Consider the following 15,607-nt stretch of genomic DNA (forward strand, 5'->3'; position numbering starts at 1 on the left):
GACCCAGTCGATGGGGGCCGTCGGAACGAGTGCGGACAACAGCCTGGCCGAGTCGTTCAACGCCACCCTCAAACGAGAACTCCTGGCCGGGCAAGCCACGTTCGCGGGGCCTGAGTTGTGTCGTCGGCAGGTGTTTCGCTGGGCCACCCGGTACAACACCCGCCGACGCCACTCCTGGTGCGGAAACCTGCCACCGAACACCTACGAGGCCCGCCGGGCCGCTACGCTGCCCACCGCAGCGTAATCAGACACCAACGTGTCCACGATCCGGGGCGAAGGCCCGGTGTCGGGATTGGCATATCGGCTCGTGGCATTCCAGTCATCCAGCCACTGCTCCAACCGGGCATGGAAGGCAGGGTCGAAACGCATCGAGGTAGCCGTCTGGTCAACCTCGTAGACCAGACGGGCAGAACCGATGGACGCTCGAGACACCAGGCCCTCCTCGGGCACGCAGCCCGGTACCGGGTCGGGGGCAAGCTCGTCGGAATAGGACGGTGCCGGATCCTGGTCGGGCAGCAGCGCCCGAACGCCCTGGGTGAGACCGGTCACCAGGGCAAGTCCCACCCCACCCACAAAGACTCGACGCCGCAGGTAGACCTCGCGCGGAACGGGCTGGGGTCGGGGCCCGAGCTTCGCCGGATTGGCGTTGGGCACGCGCTGGCCACGCGGGGGAGCAGGGTCGATCGTCATGATGAGGCCAAAGCTAGTGGGGTCAGGGGGTGCCGCGCTGACGCCACACGGCATGGACCGCAGGGTGGCACGTGGCGGGCTGTCTCATCGGTCGAAGAGCCGTTCCTGGTCCTCGTTCTCGTCGTCGCGCTCGGTGTGTGCGTCAAAGTTCATCGCCTCCGACGGCGGACGGTGCTGATAGCACCAGGGTGCGCCCTCGCGACGGCACTGCAGCCCCTGCTGGGTGATTCCATTGCAACGCTCTTCGTCCACCGGACAAGGTTAGGGCACCGAGCACCGCTGGATTGGTCGTGGGCCATGGCTGGGGGGATACTGGCGCAATGGATGTCGAGTTGTGGGTGAGGATCGATCCGGAATCGGGCGACCTCAGCGCCGAGGCGGAGCTCACGGGTTTCGAGGGCTTCTTCCTGCACCGTGACCTGGATGTCACCTCCTCAAGTCCGGGCGTCCAGATCGAGGTGAGCGCGGACGTGAGCGTGCACCTGGACCGTGCCCACGGCTACCGCATCACGGGCGGCGACAAGGTTCGCCTCTCCTACTCGGGCAGCCTCCCCTCGGAGATGGCCGACGGCACCAATGTGCTGACCTCGGACGTGGCCGAACTGTCGATCTACAGCGCGTGGTATCCCGTCCCGCTGGATCTCGGCTCCTTCACCTGGCGCCTGCACCTGGACCTCCCCTCCGGGTGGACCTTCGTCAGCAATGGCGCGCCCGGTGAGGGTGGCTCGCTGGTGCACGACGGAACGGCTGCGGTGGGTGACATTGCCCTGGCCGGTGCCCGACGCTTCGTCGCGAGCCGGCTGGCTGACGGGGTGGAGCTGGTCACCTGCGGCAGCGTCGGTGACGCCGCCGGTGTGTTGGGACCACACATCGTGGAGAGCCTTTCCCTGTTGAAGTCCTGGTACGGCGAACCCGACGGCCTCTCGCACGGGCGCGTGGTGGTGACCGAACGCGGGGGCTATGCCTACAGCCGCATGCCAACGGTCTTCGCCTCGGCGGAGATGGCGGAGCGGCTCACGGCCCGCACCGTGCACACACTGGGTCATGAACTGGCGCACTTCTGGTGGAACATTGCGCCGGTGCATGGCTACGACGACTGGCTCAACGAGGCCCTGGCGGAGTATTCCGCCCTGCGCCTGACCGAGGAGCTCTGTGGGGCCGACGCGTCGGACAAGATCGTGCGTGGCTACCAGCTCGAGGCCGAGATGTCCCGCGAGGACCCGCCCGTCTGCCGGACGGAACCGGATGACGAGAAGAGCTATGCCACCAACAAGTACAACCGGGGGAGTCTGTTCTTCCGTGCCCTGTCGGAACAGTTGGAGCCCAATGCGCTCGATGCGCTGCTGACCCGCTTCCACGACGAGCATGCCGTCGTCGGCGATGCCACCACGGACAGCCTGCTGAGACATCTGGGGGCGGTCGACCAGGAGGTGGCCAGGGAAGCGGCCCAGGTGCTGGAGTCCCGCTCCTGGGACGGGCGCTGGCCCAGCGGTGCGGTGCTCACCACCATTCCCTGAGCAGGGCCAGGCACGTCAGGGCAGGGGTATGGCTTCCACCGTGCCCCGTTCAAGGGAGTTGCGCACCACCTGCTGGGTGATCTCCGGGAAGAAGGTGCCGGCTGGCGGATCGCCCTTGCCGCACTCCCCGTCGGAGCCACCCGTGGGGCGAACCCAAAGATAGGCATCGGCGTGGGCGCCGGTGGTGTTGGTGGTGGGCCGTCGGCCCAGTGTCGCGCCGAAGTTGTTGCAGGAGGCATAGCGCGCCCCCGGATTCGGTGTCAGACCGGAGCCATTGCGTGCCGTGTCGACGACGTAGTGCATGTTGGGCACGCCGCGCGCCGCAAGCCGGGCCACCAGCGCTTCGCCGAACTCCTCCTGGGCGGTGGTGGTCTGGTGACTGGCGACGTTGAGCGCGAAGCCGCGCATGGTCTCCACTCCTGAATCCGCAATGGCCGACGCCACATTGTCGACGCCACCCTCGCCGGATCCGGCGTGCAGGTAGAGCGCCACCTGGGGATTGTTCGCGCGGTAGGTTTCGCCCACGAAGCGCAACAGCGCCGTGCGCTCGGCCTTGGTGGCGTCATTGCCGCAGAAGTTGATGGCGTCCGGTTCGAGGACGACGACGGCCTTGCGGTCACCGATGATCTGGCTGGTGCGTTGGATCCAGGCCCGGTAGGCGGCGGCACTGGGTTGCCCTCCGCTGGAATACAGCCCGCAGTCCCGGTTCGGGATGCCGTAGATCACCAGCTGCGCGGCGGTCCCGGAGGCGGCTGCCCGATCGACCAGTTTGCGCAGGCGCTCGTCGTCGGTGCTGGTGGTGCCGTCGAACCAGGTGAAGGTGGGCGTGGCCGCCACTTGGTGGTAGAGGCGCTTGATCTCCGGATTGGTCTCGCGCTGGGCCGCCCAGTAGACGTCATTGCCGGTGTCCAGGTAGAAGCCGCTGGTCAGTGCGGCCGGGAGCCCAACGGGCCCCGGCGCGGGACGGGGTGCTGTCGATGGCGCGGGAACGGGTGGAGCCGGCCGTGCTGGCGGAGCCGGCGGCACCGGCCCACTGGGTTCTGGAGCCGGTTCCGTGCCCCGGCTGGGCTGGGGCGCCGGGCCGGGTGCCGGCACGGCTGGCGGCCGTGAGGTGTCGGCAGACGGCTCATGCGAGGGGCGGGAGGGGGCTGGTTTGACGGGAGGCTGGGGTGAGCTGCTGGGGCGCTGCTGCTCCGGGTCGTGCCCGGGTACCTGTGCGGATGGCCGGGGCTGGGCGGTGGCCACTGCTGAGGGTCTCCCGCGGCCCGGGTCGCGTTCGACGGGCTGACGGTGCACCGGGGAGGCGTGCGGTCCCGTGGCATCGGGCAGGGGACGGCGCGCGGGCGGGGATGGTGGGGCGCTCACTGTGGGGCGGCTGCTGGCAGTGCTTGCACTGGCGGGCGCGGTGGGTGTGGTCGAACTGGGCGACGTGCTGGAATCGGCCGGTCCCGTTGCCGGGCCATTGGGGCGCGGGAGCTCGGTGATGGGCATCATTCCCTGGTCGACGGACTTCTGGCGCGGCGGATTCTCCATCCGCACCAGGAAGGCCGGTCCGGGCCCCGGGGCGAAGCCGTCGTCCAGCAGCGCCTGCCGATCGGTCCCGTAGCGGTGCATCCCGTCGTGGTTGACGCCCTCGTACACGGCCGTGTTGGCGCAGCCGGGGCGCCGGTCATTGGACACGTGGAAGACCACGCCCTGATCCACGTAGCCATCCGTGATGGCCGATCGGATCTCGTGTCCGACCCAGCTGTGGCGCAGGTCGTGGGAGCTCGGATGGAAGAGCCGGTGGACTTCGACGGTGCCGGGGGCCGGTTTTTCGGAGACTTGCCAACCGGTCTCTCCCGCGCTCCAGCCGGCCTCGAGCTGGCGCGCCCGCATGCCGTCGCCGAGCACCAGCAACTGCTGGCCGCGATCCGCCTCGGCCACGACCGCGCTGGCCGGGGCGGTGAGCGTGCAGTCGGGATCGCGCTGCTCGGCGCGTTCCTCGTCGCGGAAGGTGACCAGGACCACGGTCGACGTGATCACGGCCAGGCCGAGTCCGGCGGCGAGCAGACGGGTGGGGCGTGACATGCAGAGGGGCTCCTGGGTTGCGTCGGGGTCTGCGACGTCGGGGGCCACCGCTGGCTGGGAGTCTACCGGCCCGGTGCCAGAGCGTCACATGATGGGCCGATGGTGTCCTGACTGGGCCCTTCATCGTGAAGGTGGCTCGACGCCCGAGAACTTGATCGCAAACTCAATGGGGCAAGTGAAAACTGAAATATCTGTATTGGACGGTTCGAATGGATTGCTTAACCGCTTTATGTCTACCATCAGAATCAGTGGAAGCCACCAGCCCCGGTTGAACGCCGGGGGCCGATTGCGACGGCGGTGGAAGCCTGGTCTGTGCAGGCGGCCTGATACGGGGAAGGCTCCACTCCTTTGACCCCCTCAGAAGGAAATTTCACCCCTCATGTCCAAGACCCCTGATTTCGTGCGCCCAAATACCGCTCACAACGCCACGTCGCTGCGTCGGCGAGCCGTGGGAGCCGCCGCCCGTACTCTCGTGGTCGGTGCCTGCGGAGCCGGCCTGCTGATGGCAGGTCTCCCGGCTCACGCCCAGACGGTGGCAACCACCTCGCGGTTCACCGTCACCACGACGGCCCTGACCAAGGCACAGGTTGGTCAGTCACTCTCGCTGCGGCTGACCCCCGCCGCCACCGGCCAGGTGGACTGCACCACGCCGGCCCTCGAATCCGTCGGAAGTGATGGTCGCGCCCGTCCGGTCGAGATCGACTGGGAGCGATCCGGTTGCTGGACCGGCGGTGTTGAGCTGGTCACCGAGGTGGACTCCGATCTCGTCGGTCGCACGGTGCGGCTGGTGGGGGAGGCCGAGTCCCTGCAGGCTGCCCCCACCGTGACTGGCACCCTCGGCACGAGCACGCGGATCGACACCTCGCTCGAGCTGGAACAGATGCCCGCCGAGCACGCCCCCAATGTCTTCACCTGGCAGGCGGTGGCCAAGGCCGGCGCCGAAGGCGTCGCGATCCGCGTGACCCCGTCGGGTGCCCGACTCGACTGTGAGTCCATCGTCCTCGAACGTCGCACCGCCAAGGGCACCTGGGAGAAGATCGCCGTCAACGCCCAGGCCTCCGGCTGCTGGACCGGAGGTGCCCTGACCGTGGCGGCCAAGGGCTCCGTCGCCGCCGGTGACGTGGTTCGTGTCCGCGGTCGCGCCACCCGCGCCGGCGATGCGGCACCGAGCTTCGCCGGCGAGGTGGAGTCCAGTGGAGCCCACCTGCCCGTGGCACTGGCCAAGCTGACCGCGGATGGCGGCAGCGCGACCAGCGCCCCCCCCGCCGCCCGCGCCACCCCCACCCCCAGCGCCACCCCCACCCCCAGCGCCACCCCCACCCCCAGCGCGGCCGCCACCCCCACCGCAGCCGCCACCACCCCCGCTCCGTCGGCGCCGGCCATCGGCAAGGCCGAGGGGACCGTCCTCGCCAAGGGATCGGTGCCGGAGATGGGTCTGCCGCGCATCCCCTGGGAGGGCGGCAAGGAGTACTACAAGCAGTTCCCGGCCACCGTGCGCGGCGGCTGGACCGATCCCAATCACTTCCCGATCGCCCTGTGGTGGGGATGGGGCAATACCGACGAAGAGGTGGCCTACGACAAGTCGCTGGGCATCAACACCTATGTCGTGACCAACCCGGACATGGACCCGGCGCTCTTCGAGCGTCAGGACATGGACTACATCGGCCACGGCACCGAGGGCATGAAGCGCAACCATCCCAACTGGGTGGGAGATCTGCTGGATGACGAGGTGGACGGGCGCTTCTCCGCCACGGAGGGGCCCAAGGTGCTGCAGAGCTTCGTCGATCGACTGCCCGACCACGACAAGCCGCGCTACGCGAACTTCACCGGCATGGTGATCTCCTGGTTCGACGGCAAGCCCGCGTGGGACAAGCAGTCCGCGAGCTACATCAACGACTACACCGACATCGCCAGCATTGACACCTACTGGTTCTCCAGCGAGCAGTGCGACTGGGCCCAGCCGCACGGCCAGGCCTACCTGACGCCCTTCACCAAGGAGAACTGCCGCTCCTCGCAGGCGTACGGCCGCACCACGCAGTCGCTGCGCAAGCGTGATGCGCAGGACGGCAAGCTGCAGCCCATCTGGAACTTCGTCGAGAACGTCGACGTCGCCGCCGATGGCACCAGCTTCCACGACTTGACGCCGGCCGAGGTGAAGGGTGCCTCCATGAGCAACCTGATACACGAGGCCCGCGGTCTGATCTGGTTCAACAACTCCTTCGGTGGCAAGTGCCACACCGGCAATGCCGTCCGCTCGTCGATGGACCCGAAGTACGCCTGCCGTGACTCCGTCATGGCCATGGCCGAGTTCAACCACTTCGTCCAGTTGCTGGCGCCGGTGTTGAACACGCAGTCGCACAAGTGGACGTTCGGCGACGACCTGGAGACGATGCTCAAGGTGCACGATGGCTCCGCCTACATCTTCGCGATGAGCACCGACACGGTGAAGGCGGGCAAGCGCACCTTCACCCTGCCGGAGCAGCTCAAGGGCCGCAGCATCGAGGTGGTGGGGGAGAACCGCACCATCACGCCGAATGCCGACGGCACCTTCACCGACGACTTCGCCACGCTGGACAGCTACCACGTGTACCGGATCTCCTGATCCACGATGCCGTCAGGCAACTGCCCTCCCGCACCACGCGGGAGGGCAGTTGCCGTCTGCGGGGTCCTCCCGGGCCACCCGGGCGGGTGACTCGTCGCGGGCGGCCTCTCACCAGTGGTGCAGAATGCTTCGCATGCACAATGAAGCCGCCCAGTCATCCATGCCCACGCTCCTGCCAGCTCGGCTCGCCCTCGGTGCCCTGTCAATGTCGGTGCTCCTGCCGGCCACCCAGGATGAGGTGTGGCTGTACCTCACCCAACCGGAGGCCCTGGAGAAGTGGTCGCCCGTGGTCCCCGATCGCGGACTGGGGGTGGCGGGTCCGGCCGTGAGCCAGGAGAATCCGGGCGATGACCCGGTGGATGCCACGGTCCATGAGGCCAGGGCGCCCTGGTTCCTACAGCATGCCTGGGGGCCGGACACACTGACCTGGCAGTTGGCCCCGGCCGGTGACCAGGTGCAGCTCAACCTGGTCCATGAACTGTCGGACCAGGCACAGGCGGCGGGCACCGCTGCCGGCTGGCATCTGTGCCTCGTGGTTCTGGGCGACGTGCTGGCCGGGCTGGCCACACCGCGGTGCGTGGGCCGGGATGCCCTGGAGCACGGGTGGGAGGAAATCAGTCAGCAGTACCGGCGCGTGTTGGACGCAGACATCTCCGAGCAGTGATCAGGCGCTCGCTGGTCCCAGGATGCCGCTCAGCGTGTGCACCAGCACCTGCTGCAGCGATTCGAGGGACCGTTCCGGGGTGTGGGCGTGGCGGTCCATGGTGGCCACCATCACGGCCCCGATCACGGTGATGGCGATGTTGCCGCGCTCGTCCTCGGTGAGGATGGTGGTTCCCGTGGCCGCTCGACGGTCGTCGGCCAGCTCCTGGAAGATCTCCTCCAGCGGTCGCAGCAGGATCAGCCGCGCATCGGTGAGCGAGGCGGACCAGGGGCGCTGGGTGCGGAAGAGCTCGGAAAGAATGATCTGGGTGCTGGAGGGAGCCGCGTCGGCAGCCCGGCTCACCACGCGGATGGCCTCGGTCAGCGCGTCCCATCCGCGCCGTCCCTCACGCGCCTCGGTCATGCCCTGTGCCACGGTGCTGGCGGCCTCCAGGATCAACTGTTCGAACAGGTCCGACTTGTTCTTGAAGTTGTAGAAGATGGTTCCCTTGCTGACATCGGCCCGTTCCGCGATCTGGTCCATCGAGGTGCCGGTGAAGCCCTGTTCCGCGAACAACTCACTGGCCGCGCGGATGATCCTGCGTCGGGTCTCGACCTTGCGCGCGCTGCGACCGTCCACCCGGCCCTGGGCCGTCAGTGGCAGCTCAGGCATGGACCTGTCCCCTGGACGTTGCGCCACCATGAAGCACCTCCCGGCCGCACGGCCCCCCGACGGCGCCGTGATCTCCTGCCACGTCTGGAAAGCCTAGCGATTCGCTCGCGCTTGTGGGCCAATCGCCCATGGTGTTCTTGGTTTGATCGGTCAAAAACTCCTGCGGTGGCGATGGGCCCAAGATGTGCGATCGATCACATCGTGACTCGAGTGGGGCCAGGCTGGTGACTTGGCTAGCCTGATGTGTACCCCGTCCCATCGGAAGGAAATGTCATGACCACGAACGAGGCAGCCACGCCGGCCGACGAGAGCACGGGGGAGCCGCGTCTGGCACCCGCCACCCTGGCGGTGCACGCCGGTCAGGAGCAGTCGGATCCCGCGACGAAGGCCCGGGCGGTTCCGATCTACCAGACGGCGGCCTTCACCTTCGACAACACCGAACATGCGCGCAGCCTGTTCTCCCTGGAGACCCCGGGCAATATCTACTCGCGCATCATGAATCCCACCACGCAGGTCCTGGAGGAGCGCGTCAACGCCCTCGAGGGGGGCATCGGGGCGCTGGCCACAGCGACGGGTGCTGCGGCCGTGACCTATGCCGTGCTCAACCTGGCGGGGGCGGGTGACAACATCGTCGCCACTTCGACGCTCTACGGCGGCACCTTCGCCCTGTTCGCCCACACCCTGCCCCAGTTCGGGATCGAGACCCGTTTCGTCGACCCGTCTGATCCGACGGCGCTCGCGGATGTGGTGGACGAGCGCACCAAGCTGGTCTTCTGCGAAAGCATGGGCAATCCCAGCCTCGTCGTGGTGGACCTGGATGCCTGGAGCGCCGCCGCCCACGATCTGGGGCTCCCGCTGTTGGTGGACAACACCGTCCCCAGCCCCCACCTGTGCCGGCCGATCGAGCACGGTGCCGACGTGGTGGTGCACTCGGCCACCAAATACCTGGGCGCCCACGGCACGGCCATGGCGGGCGTCATCGTCGATGCGGGACGCTTCGACTGGCAGGCCAACGCCGAGCGATTCCCGAACATGACCAGCCCCGACCCCGCCTACCACGAGACGGTCTGGACCGATGCCGCTGGACCGGCCGCCTACATCACCCGAGCGCGCACCGTCCTGCTGCGCAATACCGGCGCCACGCTCGCGCCGATGAGCGCCTGGCTGGTGCTGCAGGGGATCGAAACCCTGCACCTGCGCATGGAACGGCACAGCCAGAATGCCCTGGCCATTGCCCAGCACCTGCAGGGCCATCCCGACGTGGCCTGGGTGAACTACCCGGGTCTGGCGGACAATGACCAGCACGCAGTGGCTGATCGTGTCCTCACGGGTCATGGCTACGGCGGTCTGGTCAGCTTCGGACTGAAGGCGGGTCGCGAGGCAGGGGCGCGCTTCGTCGATTCGCTGAAGCTGTTCAGCCACCTGGCCAACATCGGTGACACGAAGAGCCTGGTGATCCACAACGCCACCACGACGCACTCCCAGCTGACCGCCGATGAGCTCGTGGCGGCGGGCGTGCCGGGGGAGATGGTGCGGCTCAGCGTGGGCATCGAGGATGTGAATGACCTGCTGCGCGACCTCGACCAGGCGCTCGAGGCCAGCCGGTGATCCCTCCTGAGGAGCAGACGAGCGGGGTCGGGCTCGTCGAGACCAGGTCTGCCCAACTCTTCGTCGACGAACCCCTCCACCTGGTGGGCGGCGAGCAGCTGCGGGACATCACCGTGGCCTACGAGACCTATGGAGAGCTGAACGAGGCCGCTGACAATGCCGTCTTCATCTGCCACGCCCTGACCGGCGATGCGCACGCCGCCGGGTGGCACGAGGGCGCTCGCCGTCCGGGGTGGTGGGACAACCTGATCGGACCCGGCCGGCCGGTGGACACCAACCGCTGGTTCGTGGTGTGCAGCAATCTGCTGGGCGGCTGCTCCGGGACGACCGGTCCCGGATCCACCAATCCGGAGACCGGGCGTCCCTGGGGGCTGGACTTCCCGCTCTTGGACATCAGCGACTTCGTTGAGGTGCACCGGGAGCTCGGCGCGCACCTGGGCGTGGCCCGCTGGCATGCCGTCGTCGGCGGGTCCATGGGGGGCATGCAGGCCCTCGACTGGTCCCTGCGCTATCCCGAGGAGATGTGCAATGCGGCGGTCATCGCGTCGAGCAGTCGATTGACCGCCCAGAACATCGCCTTCTCCGCGGTGGGTCGTGCCGCCATCATGCGCGACGAGAACTTCCACGACGGTCAGTTCGCCGCGGTGGGGGACAATCCCGACGTGGGGCTGGCCATCGCCCGGATGATGGCGCACATCACCTACACCTCTGAGGAGGGCTTCCAGACCAAGTTCGGGCGCCGTCCGCAGCATGAGGACACCGAGCGGGGATTCGGCGTCGACTTCGCCGTCGAGAGCTATCTGGAGCACCAGGGCGAGGTCTTCCTGTCCCGCTTCGATGCGCTCAGCTACCTGTACCTCACGCGCGTGATGGACTATTTCGACCCCTTCGCCCGGCCGGATGCCCTGGCGCGGGTCCAGGCCCATCCGGTCAGCTATCTGGTGGTCAGCTTCGACACCGACTGGCGCTTCTCCACACGTCATTCCCGACGCATCGTGCGCGAGCTGGAGGGCGGACGGCTGCCCGTCACCTTCCGCGACATCCGTTCGCCCTGGGGACACGACTCCTTCCTGCTCGACGTTCCCGTCTATCACGAGACCGTCCGGGCCTTCCTGGAATCGGAGTCGGCCAGTCATCCACACGCCCACCGCCGGGCAACCGGCGGGCAGCAGCGTGCCGAGAGCAAGGAGGTGGCGTGATGTCCGCCAACAAGCGGGGTCTGCGGCCCGATCTGGCGCTCGTGGCAGACCTGGTCCCGGCTGGCTCCCGCGTGCTGGACCTGGGCTGCGGCGGGGGAGAACTGCTGGACGTCCTCACCCGCACCAAGGGTTGCCGGGGCACTGGCGTCGAGAAGGATCCCGAGGAGGTGCTCAGCGCCATCCGCCGGGGTGTGCCGCTGATCGAACTGGACCTGGACACCCAGCTCGACGAGTTCGCCGACGGTTCCTATGACATCGTGGTGCTCAGCAGGACGCTGCAGACCGTCCGTCACCCGCAACAGCTGCTGCAGGAGATGGCGAGGATCGCCCCGCGGATGGTGGTCTCGATGCCGAACTTCGGCTTGTGGCGCCACCGCCTGCGGCTGCTCACCGGTCACATGCCCCGCAGCAAGGACCTGCCCTTCTCCTGGTACGACACACCCAATCTGCACCACGCCACGCTCGTGGACCTGGAGGAGCTGTTCGTACGCCTGGGGCTCCGCGTGGAGCAGCGCATCCCGCTGGACGAGGCGGGCCGGGTGGGTCGTCTGGGTGGGCGGGCCGCCAACTTGATGGCAGGCGCGGCCGTCTACGTCCTGGTGACCAACTGAGCCCGGCGGGAGGGGCCAGCGATCAGGCCTCCAGTGCTGCCAGGATCCGCTCCAGCGCTCCGCCCAGGCCCCACCGCGCGTCCAGACCGGCCAGGCGCTCCCGGTCCACGCCATCGACGCTCCTGCGCAGCTCCCCGGACTGCAGATGTTCTGCGACGGGCAGGTCACGCACCACCTGGACAACGCGCTCGGCGGGCCCCAGATAGCCACCGGCCGCCTCGAGCCGGCGGCGCTGAGCCGGGGGCAGGTCCGATCCCGGGTCGGTGGCGGCGCGCACCATGGCGTCGAGGGAGTCATAGCGGTTGACCAGTTGCGCCGCGGACTTGTCCCCGATGCCCTTCACACCGGGCAGGCCGTCGGACGGATCACCTCGCAGCACGGCGAAGTCGACGTACCGACTGGCCGGTATGCCGTACTTGGCCTGCACCCAGGCATCGTCGACGAGATCGTGCTTGGCCACGCCCTTGCCGATGTAGACCACGCGGGTGCGCTCGTCCACCAGTTGGAAGAGGTCCCGGTCTCCGGTGACGACGAGGCTGGGGCCCTCGTGCTGGGTGGCGAAGGAGCCGATGACGTCATCGGCCTCATAGCCGTCGAGACCGATCACGGTGATGCCCAGTGCGTCGAGGACCTCACGGATGACGAGAACCTGGTGTGCGAGACCCTCCGGACTCTCCTCCGCCAGGCCTCCGGTGGCTGCCAGTGCTCCGGCGCCGACCACACCCGTCGTCACTGCTTCGTCATTCTGCGACTCGCTCGACCCCGCCACCCGGTGGGTCTTGTAGCTCGGCAGCAGCTTCACACGCCAGGCCGGACGCCAGTCATTGTCCCAGGCGCAGACCATGGAGTCCGGACGGTACTGCTCGGCCAGCCGAGCGATGGAATCCAGCAGACCGCGCACGGCGTTCACCGGTTCGCCGCGGGGTGACCTGATCGAGGAGGGCACGCCGTAGAAGGACCGGAAATACATGGATGCTGTGTCAAAAATCATGAGCTGGTGATCCATCACAGCGAAATAGTGTCACGATGTGCCCATGGAAAGCACAGATCAGCGGATTCTGGCGCTCTTGGCGCGGGACGGGCGGATGTCCTACACCGACATCGGCCGGGAGACCGGCCTGTCCACCTCTGCAGCGCAGCAGAGGGTGCGACGGCTGGAACAGCGCGGTGTCATCTCCGGCTACCACGCCACCATCAACCCCGAGTCCCTCGGGCGCAACCTCACGGCCTTCATCTCGATCCGGCCGCTGGACCCGGGAGCCGACGAGGCCACGCCGTCCAAGCTGGTCGCCATGGAGGAGGTCACCTCCTGCTTCTCGGTGGCCGGCGACGCGTCGTACCTGCTGGAGGTCCAGGTCGGCACCCCCGCGGAGCTTGACTCCCTCCTCACCCGGATCCGCACGGTTGCCAATGTGACCACGGTCACCACCGTCGTGTTGACCACCATCTTCAAGAACCGCCCGATGCTGGATGTCCCGGTCGACTGAGGGGCGCTCGCGCACCATGCGGGACACTGAGGGGCGCTCGCGCACCATGCGGGACACTGAGGTGCGCTCGCGCACCACCCGCGACACTGAGGGGCTCTCACGCACCACGCGCGACGCCGCCCCCCTGCTGGGCCTGTTGGCTGGCGCCGTGGGCGCCCTGGGCTGGCAGTCGACGGCATGGTGGCCCACCGCCTTCCTCGGGGTGATCGCTCTTGGCTGGCTCGTGATGTATCGCCACGGCGGCCAGGAGCGGCTGCGGCGCGCGGCCTGGATCGGGTGGTGCTACGGCCTCGGACAAGGGCTGGTCGCCCTCGGCTGGGTGCACGTGATCGGCTGGTATGTGGTTCCGCCCCTGCTGGCTGCCATGGCCTGCTGGCAGGCGCTGGTGGGAGTGGGTTTGGCGGCCACCGCGCGGCTGGTTCGCCACCCGCTGGCGCGCGCGGTGCTGGGCGCCTGCACCTGGGTCCTGGCCGAGTTCGGCGCAAGTCGTGTTCCGTTCGGTGGCTTCGGCTGGCTGCGGCTGGCCTACACGCAGGTCGACTCGCCGTTGGCCGGGTGGCTGCCCGCCATCGGAGTGGCCGGCCTGGGGCTGGTGGTCGCCCTGGTGGGACACCTCCTGCTGGCCGCGGCCATGTCCGCAGGCAGGTCTCGAGCCGCCGCGCTGGTCGCAATCCTGGTGCTGGCCCTGGGGGCGCCCCTGGCCAATCGCATTCCGGCCGGTGAGCTGGCCGACGAGCAGCCGGTCGATGTCGGAGTGGTCCAGGGCAATGTCAACGGCTCGGCCGGTCCCGATGCCATGGGTTATGCCCGATCCGTCACGGACAACCACGTCAGCCAGACCGTCACCCTGATGGCCCGCGCCAGGGCGGGGCTGGATCCCATGCCGGACTTCATCCTGTGGCCCGAGAACTCGACGGATGTCGATCCGACGGTGGATCGCGAGACTGCGCAGCTCATCGACCGGGCCACTGAGGTGGCTGAGCTCCCGATCCTGGTGGGAGCGGTCATGCGCGGCCCCGGAGAGGGAGAACGCCAGACCAGTGCGCTGTGGCGCACCGTCGATTCGCAGATCATCTCCCGTTACGACAAGCGCAATCTGGTTCCATTCGGGGAATGGATTCCGCTGCGTGACCAGCTTCTGCCGATCCTGCCCGTGCTGCAGCAGGTGGGGGCCCAGTCCGTGCCCGGCACCGGCCCGGGTGTGCTGGAGGGGGAGCTGGCGGACGGTCGTTCGGTGACAGTGGGTGACGTGATCTGCTTCGAACTCGCTTGGGACTCCACGGTGCACGACACGGTGACCCATGGGGCCCAGCTCCTGGTGGTGCAGTCCAACAACGGCACGTACACCGGTACGGGGCAGCCCCGGCAGCAGTTCGCCATCACGCGCGCCCGGGCCATGGAACTGCGGCGGGAGATCGTGGTGGCCACCACCAACTCCCTGTCCGGGCTGGTCCTGCCGGACGGCACCGTGCAGCGTCGCACCCAGGAGGGCACGGCCGCGGCGTTCACCGTCACCGTGCCGCTGCGTCACGGCCTCACCCCGGCGGTGCGCATCGGCCCCGTCCTCGAGCTCGTCGCCTCCTTCGCGGCGATGGCTGTCCTTGTGCTGAGTGGTCTGCAATCCCTGCGCAGACGCGCTCAGCGGGCTGGCTAGACTGGCAAGAACGGCCAGCCGGTTGGGGCGGCCCGGCAACGAAGCGGGAGAGTCATGGTTGATCGCAGCGAGCCCACGGACAAGGTCCTGGTGGTCATTCCCACCTACAACGAGGCGGAGAACATCGGGCCCATCGTCGAGCGCCTCCGCAAGGCGGTGCCGAATGCACATGTCCTGGTGGCGGACGACAACTCGCCCGACGGCACCGGCCGCATCGCGGACGAGCTGCACGAGAAGTACCCGGAACACGTCCACGTCATGCACCGCAAGGGCAAGCAGGGCCTGGGTGCGGCCTACCTGGCCGGTTTCCACTGGGGCCTCGACCACGGCTACAACGTCCTGGTCGAGCACGACGCTGACGGATCCCACCAGCCGGAACAGCTGCCCTCGCTGCTGGAGGCCCTTGAGGATGCCGACATGGTCAAGGGCTCGCGCTATGTGAAGGGCGGTTCCGTGGTGAACTGGCCCACGAGCCGACTGCTCATCAGCCGCGGTGGGTCACTGTGGACGCGGATGTGCACGGGCATGGACGTCAAGGACATCACCGGCGGCTTCAACGCCTTCCGGGCCTCGACGCTGCGGGCCATCGACCTGGACGAGATCGCCAGCGCCGGCTATTGCTTCCAGCTCGACCTGGCATGGCGCGTCGCCAAGGCGGGTCTCAAGATCGTCGAGGTGCCGATCCAGTTCATCGAACGGGAGCACGGTGAGTCCAAGATGAGCAAGGACATCGTCACCGAAGCCCTGATCCGCACCACACTGTGGGGCGCCGAGTATCGCGCAGGACAGGTCAAGGACCTGGCGCTCAAGGGCCGCGACCAGGTTCAGAAGAAGTTGAGGAAGGACGCCTGACC

Annotated in this window: 15 protein-coding genes; 10 read left to right on the top strand and 5 right to left on the bottom strand. The window is 68.1% G+C overall.

The window, feature by feature from the left end; translation table 11 throughout:
* A partial coding sequence (locus tag ACTQ49_RS13625) for an integrase core domain-containing protein (protein ID WP_441828382.1) occupies positions 1-244 on the top strand: 244 nt, incomplete at its 5' end.
* Here the strand turns inward: ACTQ49_RS13625 and ACTQ49_RS13630 are convergent.
* A complete protein-coding gene (locus tag ACTQ49_RS13630) occupies positions 202-690 on the bottom strand; it encodes a hypothetical protein (protein ID WP_441828383.1) in 489 nt (162 codons plus the stop codon). The two genes, ACTQ49_RS13625 and ACTQ49_RS13630, sit on opposite strands and share 43 nt — an antisense overlap.
* An 84-nt stretch (positions 691-774) precedes the next feature.
* Entirely contained in the window at positions 775-942 is a 168-nt protein-coding gene (locus ACTQ49_RS13635) for a hypothetical protein (RefSeq protein ID WP_441828384.1), read from the bottom strand.
* A 68-nt stretch (positions 943-1,010) separates the two neighbouring features.
* Here ACTQ49_RS13635 and ACTQ49_RS13640 point away from each other — a divergent pair, with 68 nt between their 5' ends.
* The gene (locus tag ACTQ49_RS13640) at positions 1,011-2,207 is read left to right on the top strand and encodes a M1 family aminopeptidase (RefSeq protein WP_441828385.1); all 1,197 of its coding nucleotides are present in this window, start codon (positions 1,011-1,013) and stop codon (positions 2,205-2,207) included.
* A 15-nt stretch (positions 2,208-2,222) separates the two neighbouring features.
* Here the strand turns inward: ACTQ49_RS13640 and ACTQ49_RS13645 are convergent, their stop codons facing one another.
* Positions 2,223-4,277: a glycoside hydrolase family 6 protein gene (locus tag ACTQ49_RS13645; protein ID WP_441828386.1), complete on the bottom strand. Its 2,055-nt coding sequence runs from the start codon at positions 4,275-4,277 to the stop codon at positions 2,223-2,225.
* 379 nt (positions 4,278-4,656) lie between these two features.
* On the opposite strand from ACTQ49_RS13645, the gene ACTQ49_RS13650 reads away from it, so the two are divergent.
* Together ACTQ49_RS13650 and ACTQ49_RS13655 are read left to right on the top strand one after the other, a co-directional pair.
* Positions 4,657-6,879: a hypothetical protein gene (locus tag ACTQ49_RS13650; RefSeq protein WP_441828387.1), complete on the top strand. Its 2,223-nt coding sequence runs from the start codon at positions 4,657-4,659 to the stop codon at positions 6,877-6,879.
* Between the two features lie 133 nt (positions 6,880-7,012).
* Positions 7,013-7,543, top strand: coding sequence for an SRPBCC domain-containing protein (locus ACTQ49_RS13655; protein WP_441828388.1), 531 nt, complete (start codon positions 7,013-7,015; stop codon positions 7,541-7,543).
* On the opposite strand, the gene ACTQ49_RS13660 is transcribed toward ACTQ49_RS13655, so the two are convergent.
* Positions 7,544-8,194: a TetR/AcrR family transcriptional regulator gene (locus ACTQ49_RS13660; RefSeq protein WP_441828389.1), complete on the bottom strand. Its 651-nt coding sequence runs from the start codon at positions 8,192-8,194 to the stop codon at positions 7,544-7,546.
* A gap of 273 nt (positions 8,195-8,467) precedes the next feature.
* Here ACTQ49_RS13660 and ACTQ49_RS13665 point away from each other — a divergent pair, with 273 nt between their 5' ends.
* Genes ACTQ49_RS13665 through metW form a run of 3 tightly spaced genes read left to right on the top strand, consistent with a single transcriptional unit; the run spans position 8,468 to position 11,612 of the window.
* Positions 8,468-9,802: an O-acetylhomoserine aminocarboxypropyltransferase/cysteine synthase family protein gene (locus tag ACTQ49_RS13665; protein ID WP_441828390.1), complete on the top strand. Its 1,335-nt coding sequence runs from the start codon at positions 8,468-8,470 to the stop codon at positions 9,800-9,802.
* The gene (gene metX / locus ACTQ49_RS13670; protein WP_441828391.1) at positions 9,799-11,001 is read left to right on the top strand and encodes a homoserine O-acetyltransferase MetX; all 1,203 of its coding nucleotides are present in this window, start codon (positions 9,799-9,801) and stop codon (positions 10,999-11,001) included. The genes ACTQ49_RS13665 and metX overlap by 4 nt, the downstream gene beginning before the upstream one ends.
* Complete coding sequence (gene metW / locus ACTQ49_RS13675; protein WP_441828392.1) at positions 11,001-11,612, top strand: methionine biosynthesis protein MetW; 612 nt, start codon at positions 11,001-11,003, stop codon at positions 11,610-11,612. Before metX ends, metW begins: the two co-directional genes overlap by 1 nt.
* Positions 11,613-11,634: 22 nt before the next feature.
* On the opposite strand, the gene ACTQ49_RS13680 is transcribed toward metW, so the two are convergent.
* Positions 11,635-12,618: a 5'-3' exonuclease gene (locus ACTQ49_RS13680; RefSeq protein WP_441828393.1), complete on the bottom strand. Its 984-nt coding sequence runs from the start codon at positions 12,616-12,618 to the stop codon at positions 11,635-11,637.
* Between the two features lie 28 nt (positions 12,619-12,646).
* Here ACTQ49_RS13680 and ACTQ49_RS13685 point away from each other — a divergent pair, with 28 nt between their 5' ends.
* From ACTQ49_RS13685 to ACTQ49_RS13695, 3 genes are read left to right on the top strand one after another with little or no spacing between them, the layout of a single operon-like run.
* Positions 12,647-13,099, top strand: coding sequence for an Lrp/AsnC family transcriptional regulator (locus ACTQ49_RS13685; protein WP_441828394.1), 453 nt, complete (start codon positions 12,647-12,649; stop codon positions 13,097-13,099).
* Between the two features lie 46 nt (positions 13,100-13,145).
* On the top strand, positions 13,146-14,753 hold the full coding sequence (lnt, locus tag ACTQ49_RS13690; RefSeq protein ID WP_441828395.1) for an apolipoprotein N-acyltransferase: 1,608 nt from the start codon (positions 13,146-13,148) through the stop codon (positions 14,751-14,753).
* Positions 14,754-14,807: 54 nt separating this feature from the next.
* A complete protein-coding gene (locus ACTQ49_RS13695) occupies positions 14,808-15,605 on the top strand; it encodes a polyprenol monophosphomannose synthase (RefSeq protein ID WP_441828396.1) in 798 nt (265 codons plus the stop codon).
* Positions 15,606-15,607: the final 2 nt, after the last annotated feature.

Source organism: Luteococcus sp. Sow4_B9 (assembly GCF_052116585.1).
Taxonomy (GTDB): Bacteria; Actinomycetota; Actinomycetes; order Propionibacteriales; family Propionibacteriaceae; genus Luteococcus.